16 protein-coding genes and 2 pseudogenes are annotated in these 14,847 nt (G+C 55.2%); 15 read left to right on the forward strand and 3 right to left on the reverse strand.

Annotation, left to right across the window (positions count from 1 at the left end):
- Positions 1 to 3 precede the first annotated feature (3 nt).
- Complete coding sequence (locus tag HUE57_RS00305) at positions 4 to 1,131, reverse strand: PilT/PilU family type 4a pilus ATPase (protein ID WP_078482381.1); 1,128 nt, start codon at positions 1,129 to 1,131, stop codon at positions 4 to 6.
- A 101-nt stretch (positions 1,132 to 1,232) separates the two neighbouring features.
- A complete protein-coding gene (locus HUE57_RS00310) occupies positions 1,233 to 2,267 on the reverse strand; it encodes a type IV pilus twitching motility protein PilT (RefSeq protein ID WP_078482382.1) in 1,035 nt (344 codons plus the stop codon).
- Positions 2,268 to 2,357: 90 nt separating this feature from the next.
- On the opposite strand from HUE57_RS00310, the gene HUE57_RS00315 reads away from it, so the two are divergent.
- The 12 genes and pseudogenes from HUE57_RS00315 (at position 2,358) to HUE57_RS00370 (ending at position 12,735) form a co-directional block, all read left to right on the forward strand.
- Positions 2,358 to 3,041, forward strand: a complete 684-nt coding sequence (locus HUE57_RS00315; RefSeq protein WP_078482383.1) for a YggS family pyridoxal phosphate-dependent enzyme — start codon at positions 2,358 to 2,360, stop codon at positions 3,039 to 3,041.
- A gap of 76 nt (positions 3,042 to 3,117) precedes the next feature.
- Positions 3,118 to 3,945 (forward strand): pyrroline-5-carboxylate reductase, encoded by an 828-nt coding sequence (proC, locus tag HUE57_RS00320; protein WP_078482384.1) that lies wholly within the window; start codon positions 3,118 to 3,120, stop codon positions 3,943 to 3,945.
- Entirely contained in the window at positions 3,945 to 4,547 is a 603-nt protein-coding gene (locus HUE57_RS00325; protein ID WP_078482385.1) for a YggT family protein, read from the forward strand. Before proC ends, HUE57_RS00325 begins: the two co-directional genes overlap by 1 nt.
- The gene (locus HUE57_RS00330; protein WP_078482386.1) at positions 4,547 to 4,837 is read left to right on the forward strand and encodes a DUF167 family protein; all 291 of its coding nucleotides are present in this window, start codon (positions 4,547 to 4,549) and stop codon (positions 4,835 to 4,837) included. The genes HUE57_RS00325 and HUE57_RS00330 overlap by 1 nt, the downstream gene beginning before the upstream one ends.
- A gap of 132 nt (positions 4,838 to 4,969) precedes the next feature.
- Positions 4,970 to 6,904: a dynamin family protein gene (locus HUE57_RS00335; RefSeq protein WP_078482387.1), complete on the forward strand. Its 1,935-nt coding sequence runs from the start codon at positions 4,970 to 4,972 to the stop codon at positions 6,902 to 6,904.
- 91 nt (positions 6,905 to 6,995) lie between these two features.
- Positions 6,996 to 8,041 (forward strand): annotated as a pseudogene (gene metX, locus HUE57_RS00340) (homoserine O-acetyltransferase MetX).
- Between the two features lie 128 nt (positions 8,042 to 8,169).
- The gene (locus HUE57_RS00345) at positions 8,170 to 8,562 is read left to right on the forward strand and encodes a methionine biosynthesis protein MetW (RefSeq protein WP_272901998.1); all 393 of its coding nucleotides are present in this window, start codon (positions 8,170 to 8,172) and stop codon (positions 8,560 to 8,562) included.
- On the forward strand, positions 8,474 to 8,701 hold the full coding sequence (locus HUE57_RS19450; protein WP_272901999.1) for a methionine biosynthesis protein MetW: 228 nt from the start codon (positions 8,474 to 8,476) through the stop codon (positions 8,699 to 8,701). The genes HUE57_RS00345 and HUE57_RS19450 overlap by 89 nt, the downstream gene beginning before the upstream one ends.
- A 195-nt stretch (positions 8,702 to 8,896) precedes the next feature.
- Positions 8,897 to 9,079, forward strand: a pseudogene (locus tag HUE57_RS20070) (methionine biosynthesis protein MetW); the annotation flags it as partial.
- Positions 9,080 to 9,137: 58 nt separating this feature from the next.
- The gene (locus HUE57_RS00355) at positions 9,138 to 10,019 is read left to right on the forward strand and encodes a phosphate/phosphite/phosphonate ABC transporter substrate-binding protein (RefSeq protein WP_078482390.1); all 882 of its coding nucleotides are present in this window, start codon (positions 9,138 to 9,140) and stop codon (positions 10,017 to 10,019) included.
- Positions 10,019 to 11,281, forward strand: coding sequence for a HAMP domain-containing protein (locus HUE57_RS00360; RefSeq protein ID WP_174672505.1), 1,263 nt, complete (start codon positions 10,019 to 10,021; stop codon positions 11,279 to 11,281). The genes HUE57_RS00355 and HUE57_RS00360 overlap by 1 nt, the downstream gene beginning before the upstream one ends.
- A gap of 185 nt (positions 11,282 to 11,466) precedes the next feature.
- A complete protein-coding gene (locus HUE57_RS00370) occupies positions 11,467 to 12,735 on the forward strand; it encodes a putative bifunctional diguanylate cyclase/phosphodiesterase (protein WP_236860740.1) in 1,269 nt (422 codons plus the stop codon).
- Here HUE57_RS00370 and HUE57_RS00375 read toward each other — a convergent pair.
- Positions 12,732 to 13,430 carry a sulfite exporter TauE/SafE family protein gene (locus HUE57_RS00375; RefSeq protein ID WP_078482392.1) on the reverse strand — a complete coding sequence of 233 codons (699 nt, stop codon included), beginning with the start codon at positions 13,428 to 13,430 and terminating at the stop codon, positions 12,732 to 12,734. The two genes, HUE57_RS00370 and HUE57_RS00375, sit on opposite strands and share 4 nt — an antisense overlap.
- 154 nt (positions 13,431 to 13,584) lie before the next feature.
- Here HUE57_RS00375 and HUE57_RS00380 point away from each other — a divergent pair, with 154 nt between their 5' ends.
- The 3 genes from HUE57_RS00380 (at position 13,585) to HUE57_RS00390 (ending at position 14,791) form a co-directional block, all read left to right on the forward strand.
- Positions 13,585 to 13,848 carry a YeeE/YedE thiosulfate transporter family protein gene (locus HUE57_RS00380; RefSeq protein ID WP_174672508.1) on the forward strand — a complete coding sequence of 88 codons (264 nt, stop codon included), beginning with the start codon at positions 13,585 to 13,587 and terminating at the stop codon, positions 13,846 to 13,848.
- Between the two features lie 180 nt (positions 13,849 to 14,028).
- Positions 14,029 to 14,574: a cytochrome b gene (locus HUE57_RS00385; RefSeq protein ID WP_078482395.1), complete on the forward strand. Its 546-nt coding sequence runs from the start codon at positions 14,029 to 14,031 to the stop codon at positions 14,572 to 14,574.
- Between the two features lie 46 nt (positions 14,575 to 14,620).
- Positions 14,621 to 14,791: a DUF3012 domain-containing protein gene (locus tag HUE57_RS00390; protein WP_078482396.1), complete on the forward strand. Its 171-nt coding sequence runs from the start codon at positions 14,621 to 14,623 to the stop codon at positions 14,789 to 14,791.
- Positions 14,792 to 14,847 lie beyond the last annotated feature (56 nt).

A 14,847-nucleotide genomic window follows, 5' to 3' on the forward strand; every position in this document is an offset into this window, starting at 1 on the left:
ACGCTAATTAACGTCCTCGTCGAGTAACGAAACACCATCGAGCGAGTTGGCAAGGTCTGCACGACTACTATCTGCATCGAGCTTGATCATCAGGCGCACCTCGTTGGCCGAATCAGCATAGGTGATTGCATCCTCCTGATCGATACGTCCCTCCTTGAAGAGCTGGAACAGCGCCTGATCGAAGGTGCGCATGCCGTGCTGGGTTGACTGTTTCATCAGTTCCTTGAGCTTATGAACCTCACCCTTGCGGATCATGTCGGAGGCGAGCGGGGTGTTGATCAACACCTCCACAGCTACACCTCGCCCCTCACCATCCCTAAGTGGTATCAGCTGCTGCGCCACGATCGCCTTGAGGTTGAGCGAGAGATCCATCAATAGCTGATCGCGACGATCCTCAGGGAAGAAGTTGATCATTCTATCGAGCGCCTGGTTGGCGTTGTTGGCGTGCAGGGTGGCCAGACAGAGATGACCCGTTTCGGCAAAGGCGATCGCGTGGTCCATCGTCTCACGGGTACGTACCTCGCCGATCAGAATCACATCGGGCGCCTGACGCAGGGTATTTTTCAGTGCCACCGCAAAAGAGTCGGTATCAACGCCCACCTCGCGCTGGGTAACGATGCAACCCTCGTGATGGTGAATAAACTCAATCGGATCCTCAATGGTGATGATATGACCGGTGCTATTGCGGTTGCGATAACCGATCATCGCCGCTAGTGAGGTCGATTTACCCGTACCAGTGCCACCAACAAAGATAATCAGACCACGCTTGGTCATCGCCAGATTTTTCAACACCGGCGGCAGTGTCAGCTCTTCAAAGGTCGGAATCGTCACCTCAATACGACGCAGTACCATGCCGACATTGTTACGCTGAACAAAGGCACTGGCGCGAAAGCGTCCAACCCCGGAGACACTGAGCGCAAAGTTGCACTCCTTGTTGGCCTCGAACTCCGCTCGCTGCTTCTCGTTCATGGTGCTCATCACCACTTCTCGAGCCTGGTCGGGAGTAAACGCCTCCTTGGTGACAGGCGCTACCTTACCGATGATCTTGAGGCTTGGTGGGACACCTGCGGTAATAAAAAGGTCAGACGCCCCCTTGTGTACCATTAACTTCAGCAGGGAACCGATATCCATATGACTCTCCAAATCTTTTCCCGGGCACTGCCCTCAAAGGGGTGCTCGCATCACTGTTATTATCGTGCGTTTACAACGCACTATGAGTGGGTAAAGGCCGCCTAGAAGGTATCCTTGTTCGATGCCTTGGCGCGCGCATCAATACGGCTAATCTGGCCCTTTTTAACCATCTCCTGCAGACACTGATCAAGGGTCTGCATACCGATCGACTGTCCGGTCTGAATCGCAGAGTACATCTGCGCCACCTTATCCTCACGAATCAGGTTTCGAATCGCAGGCGTACCCATCATGATCTCGTGTGCCGCGATACGGCCACCACCTGTCTTCTTCAACAGGGTTTGGGAGATGACTGCTCGCAGCGACTCTGAGAGCATTGAGCGGACCATCGACTTCTCAGCCGCTGGAAATACGTCGATAACACGGTCAATGGTCTTTGCCGCTGAGCTGGTATGGAGGGTACCGAAGACCAGGTGACCGGTCTCGGCTGCGGTCAACGCCAGTCGGATGGTCTCGAGATCTCGCATCTCACCGACCAGGATGATATCGGGATCTTCACGCAGTGCTGAACGCAGCGCCTCGTTAAAACCGAGTGTATCTCGATGCACCTCACGTTGGTTGATCAGACACTTCTTCGATTGATGTACAAACTCGATCGGATCCTCAACGGTAAGGATATGCGCCGGATGATTATCGTTGATGTAATCGATCATCGCCGCCAGCGTAGTCGACTTGCCCGAACCGGTCGGCCCGGTAACCAGCACCATACCGCGCGGTGTATCGGATATCTCCTTGAACACCGGCGGACAGCCAAGGGTTTCAAGCGAGAGGATATCGGATGGGATGGTACGGAACACACCACCTGCACCACGATTGTGATTGAAGGCATTGACACGGAAACGGGCCAGGTTGGGGATCTCAAAAGAGAAGTCAGTTTCGAAGAACTCCTCATAATCCTTACGCTGCTTATCGTTCATGATGTCGTAGAGCAGACCGTGCACCGTCTTGTGATCAAGATCAGGTACGTTGATTCGACGTACATCACCATCGACACGAATCATCGGTGGCAGGCCCGCTGAGATATGTAAGTCAGACGCATTGTTCTTTACGCTGAAGGCGAGCAGCTCGGCAATATCCATGCAATTCCCCTAAGTTCTTGCAGCCATAATTAGTTATAGTTCGTAATCTAAACCGGCATCTCACTATAGTCCAGAACCACATATTCGAACATGAAGACAATCGCCGCACAGCTACAGAAAATTCGCCAGCAAATCAGTGATGCCGAACGGCGCTTTGAGCGGTCACCCGGCTCGGCGCAGTTACTTGCTGTCAGCAAGACCAAACCAATCGATGCCATTCGTGCCGCCATTGCAGAGGGGCAGCACAGTTTTGGTGAAAACTATCTGCAGGAGGCGGTAGAGAAGATCGAAACGCTACACAACCCCGCCCTCGATTGGCATTTTATCGGCGCTATCCAGTCAAACAAAACGGCGACCATTGCTGCCAACTTTAACTGGGTACATACCGTGGATCGACTCAAGATTGCCCGACGCCTCAGCGAACAGCGACCTGAATCACTACCACCTCTCAACATCTGCCTGCAGGTCAACACCAGTGGCGAGCAGAGTAAGTCGGGCATCACCTTTGACGAGCTCGAGGATCTGGCAAAGGAGGTAGTTGCACTGCCTGGAGTCTCCCTTCGTGGCCTGATGACCATCCCTGCGCCCGAAGACGATTTCGAGCGACAACGACTTCCCTTTCGCCAACTTCGACTGGCGCTTGAGAGACTCAACCAACAGGGGCATCAGCTCGACACTCTCTCAATGGGCATGTCGAGTGACCTTGAGGCGGCCATCGCCGAGGGTGCAACTTATGTCAGGATCGGCAGCGCCATTTTTGGCGCACGAAATTAATCACATAGCTTGTCGTCACGCCTAGGCGCGGTATGCTTACTTGAAATCGAATCGATAGCACCCCATCTGGAGAGCCATGAAGAACACAACTGTAGGTTTTATCGGCGGCGGCAACATGGCGCGCAGCCTGATCGGCGGGCTGATTGCCGACGGTTTCGATCCCGACCAGATTTGGGTCGCAGATCCCGATCCGGGCCAGCGTGAAACAATTCGCGCCAACTATCCGATCCATAGTAGCGACAACAATCTCGATGTAATCGAAGCTGCCGATGTGATTCTACTGTCGGTTAAACCGCAACTGCTCAAAACCGTCTGCGAAGGGTTGAGCGAAGCGGTGCAGCGACGTAAACCGCTGCTGATTTCGATCGCCGCCGGTGTTCGCGAAGGGGATATCGATCGCTGGCTCGGTGGCAGCACCGCACTGGTACGCACTATGCCCAACACCCCGGCACTGGTGCAGAGTGGCGCTACCGCGCTGCACGCCAACGCCGCGGTCAGCAGCGGGCAACGAGATCAGGCCGAATCGATCATGCGTGCCGTCGGCCTCACCCTCTGGGTTGAGGATGAGGCGCAGATGGATGCGGTCACCGCCCTCTCCGGCAGCGGACCGGCCTACCTGTTCCTGGTGATGGAGGCGATGGAAGCGGCAGGCATCGAGCTAGGCCTGTCACAAAAAAACGCCCAGCTTCTGACTCTGCAGACCGCCTTTGGTGCCGCCAAGATGGCCCTGGAGAGCAGCGACGATGCCGCCACCCTGCGTGAACGCGTTACCTCACCCGGAGGCACCACCGAACAGGCCCTGAAGAGCCTTGAACAGGCAGAGCTTCGGAAGGCCTTTAAGGATGCTCTCAGTGCCGCACGCCACCGCGCCACTGAGCTGGCCGAGCAGTTCGGAGCCGAGTAATGCCCTATCTCAGCAACGCCGGTACCTTTCTAATCAGCACCCTGTTTGGGGTAGTGATTCTCGCCGTCATGATGCGTTTTCTGTTGCAGCTAATTCGCGCCGACTACTACAACCCCTTTTCCCAGTTTCTGGTCAAGGTAACCAACCCGATACTGGTCCCCATCAGGCGCATCATTCCCGGCCTGTGGGGCATCGACATGGCCAGCGTAACGTTGATGGTGACGCTGCAGTTTGTTGAGCTGCTGCTGACCATGTTGATCCTGGGTTACAGCGCTAACGTGATTGGCCTGCTACTGCTCACCGTTGAGGGATTACTCCGACTCGCCTACTACATCTTCCTCTTCTCGATCATTATCCAGGTGATCGCCAGCTGGCTGCAGCAGGGTGGATACAATCCGGTGATGATCCTGCTGCACCAGATCAACGAACCACTGCTGGGTCGCGCACGGCGCATGATTCCACCCGTTTCGGGACTCGACCTCTCACCACTACTGGTGCTGGCAGCACTGCACCTCATCTCACTTCTGCTACTCGATCCGCTAAGAGATTTTGGTTTCAGCCTGGCGCTAGGACAACAGCTCGCCATGCCGCTACCACACTAATGACCGATCAACCCAGCTGGTTGACCCGTGAGGGGAGTGATTTGATTCTCAGACTGCGCATTCAACCGCGCGCCAGTCGCGACGAGGTGATTGGTCAGCATGGTGATGCACTTAAAGTCCGAATCACCGCGCCACCGGTCGATGGCAAGGCAAACAATCACCTGATCAAACTTTTTTCCCAGCTGTTCAAGGTGGCCAAAGGGGAGATCGAATTACTCAGCGGAGAGAGTGGTCGCGACAAACGAATTCGCATCCGCTCACCCCGCCAGATGCCGCCGTTTATCCCTTAACTACACTGTGAGACAGATCCCGGTATTCGCCAATCAGCCACTTATACTATAATCGCAGATCGGGGCAGCGCTTTTTCAGTGCTAAGCTACTGACAGAACAATAATTTCACGGAAACGAGTAGACTCAATCTCATGGCAACAGCAGAAGATCAACTCAGAAAACAGGTAGAGGCCTTCGATCACTGGAAGAGCGATCTCATCGAGGCGATCAAGGATTACCAGAAGTGGCTCGACCGCAATGAGCTGGGGGGTCCCGATGTCGATCTGCGCATCTACGACACACTCGAGTCACTACGCAAAGACCACCTGACCATCGCCTTTGTTGCCGAGTTCTCACGCGGCAAGACTGAGCTGATCAACGCCATCTTCTTTGCCGATTTCCAGCGCCGCCTGCTCCCCTCCGAGGCGGGCCGTACCACTATGTGCCCCACCGAACTCTTCTATGACCAGGATGAGAAGGGCGCCTATATCAAACTGCTCCCTATCGAGACACGCCTGCAGGAGACCAGCCTTGCCGAATTCAAGCTGGATAAGATGCAGTGGGTCTCGACTGCACTCGACACCAACGATCCCGAGCAGGTCGCCGAAGCGCTCAAACAGGTGATTCGCACCAAGCGCGTCACACTCGATGAGGCGAAAAAACTCGGTATGTACAACGAGGAGTGGCTCACCCAGGAGGAACGTAAGAATCCACCTGATCACCTCGAAATTCCGATGTGGCGCCACGCCCTGATCAGCTTCCCTCATCCGCTGCTCAAGCAGGGATTGGTAATTCTCGACACCCCTGGACTCAACGCTCTCGGCACGGAGCCGGAGTTGACCGTCAATATGCTGCCCTCGGCGCAAGCGGTGCTATTCATCCTCGCTGCCGACACCGGCGTCACCAAGAGTGATCTCGATGTCTGGCAGCTCTACATCACTGGCGTGCGCAACAGCCATCCCAAGGGGCTGCTGGTCGTACTCAACAAGACCGATACCCTCTGGGATGAACTCAAGGGTGAACCTGCCATTCAGGCCAGCATCAAGCAACAGTGCGACACCACTGCCGAGACACTAAAGATTGATGCCGACTCTATCTTCCCTCTCTCGGCCCACAAGGGTCTGCTAGGCAAGATCCGCGACGATCATGAACTACTCCAGCGCAGCCAGCTGCTGACGCTGGAGAATCACATCGCCGAGTCGGTACTACCCGACAAACAGCGCATCGTGCAGGAGAGCGTTGCGGGTGAGATCGGTGGCATGGTCAACGAAAGCCGTCAGACCGTTGAAACCCGCATCAATAACACTCGCAAGCAGCTCGAAGAGCTGCACGCCATCAGTGGCAAAAACTCCGAGGTCATCGCTCACCTGATGAGCAAGACCCGCGACGAGCAGGCCGACTACCTGAAGAATGTTGAGAATTTCCAGGCCAGCCGCCGCATCCTGGCTCGTCAGGCCAAGTCCCTGCTCGACACCCTGAGCGTCGACTCCCTCGACACCCTGATCGCAGAGACCCGTCAGGAGATGGTCGACAGCTGGACCACCGTCGGCATGAAAAAAGGCATGAAGACGCTATTTGAGGGCGCCCACGACACTATGGAGCGTGCTGGCGAACAGGCCGAACAGACACGCCGTCTAATCATGTCTATCTACAAGAAGTTCAACGAAGAGCATGGACTGCCCGTCGGCAACCCGAAGATGTTCTCCGTGAGCCGCTACAAGGGCGATCTCGACAAGCTCTACGAAGAGGCGGAGGTATTCCGCAACAGCCCGGTCACCACCCTCACCGAACAGAGCTTTGTGGTGAAGAAGTTCTTTATTTCGCTGGTTAGCCACGCCCGCAACCTCTTCTTCAAGGCGAACCAGCAAGCCGACAACTGGCTCAAAGAGGTGATGAACCCGCTGGTCAATCAGATCAAGGAGCACAAGGCGTCGATGGAGAAACGTCTCGAGACGCTACGTAAGATTAACGAATCGCGTGAGACGGTTGAGGCGAAGATCAGCGAGCTTGAGGCGCACCTGAAAGAGCTGGTCCAGCAGTATGAGGAGCTTTCGCAGTTGCTCGTCACCTTCCAGCCCCCCGAATAGCAGCGCATGCAGTAGCGCTTGGTTTAGAGCGAGTGCTCACATAGAATCAGCGGTCGATCAAAACGACACCGAAGCAAGGTAATAGAACGCAATGCCAGACACGATCCCGGCCGACTCCATCGGTCTGGTCACCCCACAGACGCACCACTTCAGTCAGCCACTCGAGCTTGCCTGCGGTAAGACGCTGGGCGAATACTCGCTGGTCTATGAAACCTACGGCACGCTCAACAGCTCTGCCAGTAATGCGATCCTGATCTGCCACGCACTCTCGGGTGACCAGCACGCCGCTGGTTACAACTCGATGGATGATCGCAAACCGGGCTGGTGGGAATCGGCAATTGGACCGGGAAAACCGATCGATACCGACCGTTTCTTTGTCGTCTGCTCTAATAATCTTGGCGGCTGCAAAGGCTCAACAGGCCCCACCACCACCAACCCGGAAACCGGCAGACCCTACGGCCCCGACTTTCCCATCGTCACCGTTGAGGACTGGGTCAATAGTCAGGCACGACTCGGTGATGTACTCGGTATTGAGCGCTGGAGCGCAGTGATTGGTGGTAGCCTGGGCGGCATGCAGGTACTGCAGTGGGCAATCGACTACCCGGAGCGTATCAGCCACGCCATCGTCATCGCCGCAGCCCCAACTTCCGGCACTAGAGGACATCGCTTCAATAGGGTCAGCAGGCGATCATGTCAGATCCCGACTCTCGGACGGGACCTACAGCGATATCGGGTACCGCCGCGGCGCATGCTGGACGCATGCTGGGGCACATCACCTACCTCTCTGACGACTCGATGCGCGCCAAGTTCGGGCGAGAACTCGCGAGGACAGAAACATCGGCTTTGATGCAATTTCGAGGTGAGAGCATCGCGTATCAGGACGTCTTTGTCGACCGATTTGATGCCCACCTACTGTGATGACGGACTCGACTCATTGACACGTACCCGCCAGCGAGCACACGCAATCTGGCACGCAGCACTGGCAAGGTACATCACAATTCTATGGTGATCGCCTTCACCAGCGACTGGCGCTTCTCACCAGAGCGTTCGCGTGAGATCGTGCGTGCGCTACTCGATGGCAACAAACAGGTAAGCTACGCTGTGATCGGGGCAACATGGCAGACGCATTCTGCGTAGATCAGACCCTTTGGACCGATCTTCACGCCCACATGGACGCATCATGAAAGGCAGCGCAATCACGACCCTTCCGCCCGACCTGAGATCAATCACGACTGGGTCACACGGCCAAGGTGCTGCGACCTGCTTTGGAGACGGCACTTCTCAGCGATCTGCGCAACGCCACCAGGAGCGGTTATGGGCTTGAGATCGATGAGAAGAACATCGCCACCTGTATTCGCGCCGGCGTCAATGTCATCCACACCGATCTCGATGCAGGGCTGGCCGATTTTGAGGCCGACACCTTCGACTACGTGATCATGACGCAGACCCTACAGGCAATGCACTTCCCTGAGCGGCTGCTCGATGAGATGCTGCGTGTCGGTCGTCAGGGTATCGTCACCTTCCCCAACTTCGGCCACTGGCGAACGTATCATCCGACTGGGCGGTCATATGCCGGTCACCCGCACCCTGCCCAGCGAGTGGTACGACACACCCAACATACATCTCTGCACCAATGCCGATTTCGAACGTCTTTGTGAGCAGAAGGGGATCGAAATCCTCGAACGTAGCGTGGTCAACCGCAAACACAATAAAACCCTGCTCGCTCACTCCCAACCTTGGGTAGATCGGCTTCCATTCACCACCCTACATCTCGACCTGCAGGGGTTGACCATTTGAGTAACTGCCTATACTTGACTACAATAAAAACAGACCGTGGTATGGAGGCTATCTTGGACCAACCGACAGGCTGCTGAAATGTAAGCTGCTTCTAGCTCGTTGCGTTCGTCACTTTCATCAACTCGCAGCTGGGCCGAACCGACCTCGACGGCGGTCATATCGGATCACCCGCACCCTGCGTGATGGGACGACACACCCAACATACATCTCTGCACCATTGCCGATTTCGAACGTCTTTGTGAGCAGAAGGGGATCGAAACGAACGTACGTCTCAACCTGCAACACACAAACCCTGCTCGCTCGCAGTTGATCGCAACCTTTTGTGATGGCCGTCCACCGATCAACGCCTCTACATCCAGTCGTGTCTCTAGCACATGACCATTTGGGTTTAAACTGCCCTATACTTTGTCTGACAATAAAAAAAACAACCAGTGGTATGGAGGCTATCTTGGGACCAACCCGTATAGGCTTAAGGAAGTGGTTAACGCTGCTTCTAGCCCTGCTCTGCGTTTCGCACTTCTCATCAACATACGCAGCTGAGAGTGCCGAACACGACTCTGAACGACCGATCATATTTGGTATTACACCCTTTATGAGCCCCATTGCGTTGATGCAACGATTCACAGCGCTACGCAACCACCTCAGCCACACCTTGAAACGACAGGTACTGATCGAAACTGCCAGTAGCTTCGATGAGTTCATTAAGCGCACCGCACAACGACGCTACGATCTTGTCTTTACCTCACCCACCTTCTCTCTGCTCGCAGTTGATAGCGGTTACTACCGCATGGCCGCCACGCCGATCAACGCCGTCTCTGCACAGGTCGTAGTCTCCTACCCTGCGCCCTATCGAACCATCGAGGATCTGGCTGAACTACGTGTCGCCACACCTCCCGCACAGGGCTTCATCTCACTGGCAGGAAAGGAGCTATTTACACAGAACGGTGTAACCGGCAACAAGAGTCCCACATATATTCCCTTCAGGACACATAACGCCGCCTATCAGGCGGTGCTTGGCGGCGAGGCGGACGCAGCAATCATCTCCAACTACGTACTCAAAAAAGTCCACCACAGTGGCATTCCGCTCAGAGTGATTGAATTTAGTCGACAATTTCCTGGAATGGGTGTGCTCGTCGCCAACAGCAACGATGACAGGACCAATCGGCTCTTCGTCGAGACCATGATCTCACTGCAACGCTCACAGAATGGTCAACAGATCCTACAGAAGATTGCCTTCCCAGGATTTCGTACGGCCTCGATCGAGGAGTTTGAACCCGCTCGCGCATTCATGCCCAATCTCAAGAAGGGACTGCATTGATGCAACTACGCTTTGCGTCCCGCATCATCCTTAGCGTAGTCATCATCGAGGCGCTGATGCTCTCTCTACTGGTCTGGAACAGCGTACGACTGATCAACACCAGTCACGCCGAACTCATGGAACAGTCACTCAATGAGAAGGCCGAACTGCTCGCCAACTCTCTGGCTCCAGGGCTGATCACACTCGACCGTGCGCTGCTCATCGATGCGCTCGCACCACTGAAGAAAAATCCGACCCTGCTCTACGCCACCGTCTACGGTCTCGACAACCGGGTACTGGCGCACATCGGCACCAAGATAGAGAAACGCTCCGACCTTTCACATAGCCACCACGACCTGAGTTTCATTGAAGCCACCGAAGATGGTGTTTTCGACCTCTCCCACCCGGTCGTCGTTTCGGGTCAACCGCTCGGCAGCCTGCACATCGGCTACTCAACCAAACTGGTCGTGGCCCTGACCAAACAGACTCGCTTCCAAAACACCGCTATTGCTGCTGCCGCGCTACTCTTCTCAATCATGGTGACGGTAGCCATCGGCCTCTTTCTGACCCGTAGCCTGCGCCAACTAAAACAGGGATCCGAAGCACTACAACGCGGTGACCTGGATCATCGTATCGAGATCAATCGTAGCGATGAGATTGGCGATGTTGCCAACTCCTTTAACCAGCTCGCCAACCACCTCGATGCCACACAGAAAGAGTTGGAGCTGGAACACACCAAGCTGCTGCGTCAAACCGCACATCTCAACAACCTGCTCAATGGTGTTAATGCCGTTATCTGGGAGGCAGAGCCGGAATCGGGCTGCTTCACCTACGTCAGCAACGAGGCGAAGAACCTTCTCGGACTACCGATAGAGCGCTGGTACCACCCCGACTTTTTCCACAAGCATGCCCACCCCGATGACCTGCAGTGTGTGATCGAATCAGTTACGGACAACAGCAGCGCCACTGGCCGCTTTAGCATCGACTTCCGCCTCTACGATGAGAGTGGCCACACCATCTGGGCACGCATGATCAGCACCAGTGAATATAACGATCAGAACGAACTGGTACTGCGTGGATTATTACTCGACATCTCCGAGCAGAAGGCCTCCCGGGGAGTCGCTATTTTTGCGAAAGTTTGTTTTGGGCATCCAAGCCCAAGCAAGCGGCAAATACTTAACGCGACCGTTTATGCCTACGGCTCCCCGACCGTCCTGCGTTCGTTGCGTAATCACCTCTTCGCGGCTCTACACAACTCCCTCAGTGACTCTACGCCGACATAAAGCCGCTGCTGCATCTTCTCCGTCGTTCGCTCACGCTCTCAACTACGAATAGGCAGACGACGTCGACTATCGCGGACTAACCGCCTTCGCTTCGCTATCCATGGCGGTCAGCGGAGGAACGCATCGTCTATCTTGCCGAACACGACTCACTCACCGGCCTGATCAATCGTCGCCGTTTCCAGACTATTCTTGACCAGCATATCGCCTACGCCGAGCGCTACGCGCACAGCGGCGGCCTGCTCTTCATCGATCTCGATCAGTTCAAATATATCAATGACACCTACGGCCACCACTCCGGTGACGAGTACCTGACTCAGGTCGCTAAACGCCTGCAGCGCACTCTTCGCAATACCGATGTGCTCGGTCGTCTTGGTGGTGATGAGTTCGGCGTTATCCTGCCACGCGTTGAAGAGGGCGAGGCGGAGCAGGTAGCAACCAACCTGCTCGAGGCACTCACCGGCGAGGAGCTGATTCACGGCGAACACGCCTCACGCGTCAGTGCCAGCATCGGTATCGCACTGTTCCCAGAGCAGGGCACCCTACCCAGTGAACTATTGGCCCGTGCCGATACCGCCATGTACGCCGCCAAGGAGCTCGGCCGCAATCGCTACCATATCTACTGCGAACAGGATGTTCGGCTGGCTCGTATGCACGACAAGGTACGCTGGGAGGATCGTATTCACCAGGCGCTGGAGAATGATCGTTTTGTGCTTCACTACCAGCCAATTGTCAATCTGAAGAGCGGTGCGATCAGCCACTACGAAGCGCTTCTACGCATGCTCGATGACGACGACACACTCATACCGCCCGGCGCCTTCCTCGACACCGCAGAACGTTTTGGTCTGATACGCGATATCGACCGTTGGGTAGTAGAGCAGACCATTCGCACCCAGGGTGTGAGTGAGAAGCGTGGCGAACCGGTTAAACTGGCGATTAACCTCTCGGGTCGCAACTTCGGTGATAACGACTTCCTGGAGCTGGTGCGCAACACCATCACCATCTCAAACGCCGATCCGCACGCCATCATCTTTGAGGTCACAGAGACGGTGGCGGTTGAGAATCTCGATAAGGCGCGCAGCTTCATTAACGACCTGCGCGAGCTCGGCTGTAGCTTTGCTCTGGATGATTTCGGTGTTGGCTTCGCCTCGTTCCACTACCTGAAAAATCTCAATGTCGACTACATCAAGATCGACGGCAGCTTTGTGCGCAACTTACATCAGGACAGCACCGATCAGGTCTTTATCCGAGCCATCCACGATGTTGCTCGCAGTCTCAACATGACAGCGATCGCTGAGTTCATTGAAAACGATGAGATCCTCGCGATACTTCAGGAGATCGGGATCGATATGGGACAGGGCTACTACCTCAGCCGACCACAGGCCGATTTTTTGCCGGTGCAAACCATTAAGGGGATCAGCGGCAAAGCCACCCTCAGTCAGGAGGTTGCAGGCTAACTGGGATACCAGCCGCGTAACGCCAGAGCCAGCATGTAAAAGCCGAAAACCAGCACCATCACACCCGCCGCCCGCCGTACCCAGAGATGGCGTGCCCACTGTGTCAGCCGTGTTGCCACCAATCCCATCGCCAGCAGATTCGGCAGGGTACCAAGGCCGAAGGCCAACATCAGCAGTGCTCCCGAGATAATATCGCCAGAGGTCATGGCAAAGATCAGAGCATTGTAGACCAGCCCGCACGGCAGCCAGCCCCATAACATACCGAGCAGCAGCGCCTGTCGAGGTGTGCGAACAGGTAGGAAACGTCGTCCGATCGGCTCGATCCGATGCCACAGTACACCACCGAGCTTCTCGATCCGCGTCACGCCATACCACCAGCCCCCCAGATAGAGGCCAATGCCCAGCATGAATAACGCCGCTACCAGCTGTAGCAGCAGTTGCACCTGTCGTAGCTCTCCGAGCTGTGAGGCCACCATACCGATCGCGCCAAACAGAGCGCCCGCAATGACATAGCTGGTAATACGGCCAGCGTTATAGGCCAGCAGTAGCGGCATCATACGGCCGGCACTGTTGTGACGCTCAGCATCCAGACCAAAGGTCAGCGCACCAACAATGCCACCACACATTCCCACGCAGTGGACGCCACCCAGCAGACCAATGGTGAAGAGGGTGACTAAGGTAATCTCAAGTGACATCGATATCCCGCATCGTTAATGAGTTGTCGCGGCAAGCATACCGGTAGCAGCCAGCCACACCAACCACGCCAGATCCAATTTAGACTGTTTTTAATAACACAAAGAACCCGCTATCATCGGGATATTAAATACCATAATAACCACATAAGTATTAATGACTAACCCCTACACTCTTATTATTACCACCTCGCTGCTGACCGGACTGCTCGCCGGCTTCATCATGCACCGCTCCAGCTTCTGCGTGACCGCTATGTTCCGCGACATATTTCTGTTCAAAGATGGTTACATGATGCGCATGCTACTGATTCTGGTCGTTGCAAGCATGCTGCTATTTCAACTCGGCAACAGCAGTGGTTTACTCACCGCAAACCCCTTCCCACTACTCGGCAAACCCTCACTCGCCACCCTCATCGCATGATATCGGCTGTAACCGCTTCCAGGGCTTTCACTTCAGCCGTCCTACTGATGCCGAGGCCTTCGAACAGTACTGGCATCGTTACGCCAGATAACGATCCATGCGCCGTTTTAAATAAACGTCGCCGCCCGTTATGCTAGGCGTAGCCTGAAACAACAAAAACAACAGGGAATCGAGATCACTATGCTGAACAACAACGCCTACGAATACGGTGCCATCTCAAAACTACTTCACTGGATCATGGCACTGGCGATCATCGCACTCATCGGTGTCGGCCTCTATATGACCGGACTCGACAGGGACGACACCACTCGGCAGATGATCTACGGGCAGCACAAGGCTGTCGGCGTCGTGATTCTTCTGCTTCTGATTGCCCGCATCATCTGGCTAAAGATCAGCCCGGCACCGCCTCTTCCGGTCAACTTCTCGCGTGGCGAGAGCGCGCTCATCAACGCACTCCAGGGGCTACTCTATCTGCTGCTCATCCTACTTCCAGTCAGCGGTTATCTGATGTCAACGGCGGCAGGTTACCCGATCAACCTGTTTGATCTCTATGAACTGCCACAGCTAATAGGCAAGAATAAGGAGATCGCCAACGCCGCCAAACAGGCACACCACATCATGGGCACCGCAATTATGGTGCTGGTGACTCTGCACATCCTCGGCGCGCTCAAACACCGCATCACCGCCAAAGGGAGTGCGCGCGACATTCTCAAGCGCATGCTCTAAACAGACGACTCAATCAGCAACGATTTCACTCACAAGGAGAATCACAATGACTAAAATCATCCGTAATATCTCAGCACTCGCCGCACTGCTCTTTATCATCACCGCCTGCTCTCCCGAGGTTGGCAGCGATGCCTGGTGTAAGCAGATGAAAGAGAAGCCCAAGGGTGAGTGGAGCGCAAACGAAGCCGGTGAATACACCAAGAACTGCATCCTCTAAAAAAGAGTCACACCCTATAAAAAAACGCCACGCCGTTCGCACGGTATGGCGTTTTT

The sequence above is a fragment of the Candidatus Reidiella endopervernicosa genome (assembly GCF_013343005.1).
GTDB lineage: Bacteria > Pseudomonadota > Gammaproteobacteria.

Coding starts and splice junctions, on each gene's coding strand:
- HUE57_RS00380 (WP_174672508.1), top strand. CDS start 13,585: ATGACTAACCCCTACACTCTTATTATTACCACCTCGCTGCTGACCGGA.
- HUE57_RS00375 (WP_078482392.1), bottom strand. CDS start 13,430: ATGTCACTTGAGATTACCTTAGTCACCCTCTTCACCATTGGTCTGCTG.
- HUE57_RS00390 (WP_078482396.1), top strand. CDS start 14,621: ATGACTAAAATCATCCGTAATATCTCAGCACTCGCCGCACTGCTCTTT.
- HUE57_RS00385 (WP_078482395.1), top strand. CDS start 14,029: ATGCTGAACAACAACGCCTACGAATACGGTGCCATCTCAAAACTACTT.
- HUE57_RS00315 (WP_078482383.1), top strand. CDS start 2,358: ATGAAGACAATCGCCGCACAGCTACAGAAAATTCGCCAGCAAATCAGT.
- HUE57_RS00330 (WP_078482386.1), top strand. CDS start 4,547: ATGACCGATCAACCCAGCTGGTTGACCCGTGAGGGGAGTGATTTGATT.
- proC (WP_078482384.1), top strand. CDS start 3,118: ATGAAGAACACAACTGTAGGTTTTATCGGCGGCGGCAACATGGCGCGC.
- HUE57_RS19450 (WP_272901999.1), top strand. CDS start 8,474: ATGCCGGTCACCCGCACCCTGCCCAGCGAGTGGTACGACACACCCAAC.
- HUE57_RS00335 (WP_078482387.1), top strand. CDS start 4,970: ATGGCAACAGCAGAAGATCAACTCAGAAAACAGGTAGAGGCCTTCGAT.
- HUE57_RS00355 (WP_078482390.1), top strand. CDS start 9,138: ATGGAGGCTATCTTGGGACCAACCCGTATAGGCTTAAGGAAGTGGTTA.
- HUE57_RS00310 (WP_078482382.1), bottom strand. CDS start 2,267: ATGGATATTGCCGAGCTGCTCGCCTTCAGCGTAAAGAACAATGCGTCT.
- HUE57_RS00360 (WP_174672505.1), top strand. CDS start 10,019: ATGCAACTACGCTTTGCGTCCCGCATCATCCTTAGCGTAGTCATCATC.
- HUE57_RS00325 (WP_078482385.1), top strand. CDS start 3,945: ATGCCCTATCTCAGCAACGCCGGTACCTTTCTAATCAGCACCCTGTTT.
- HUE57_RS00305 (WP_078482381.1), bottom strand. CDS start 1,131: ATGGATATCGGTTCCCTGCTGAAGTTAATGGTACACAAGGGGGCGTCT.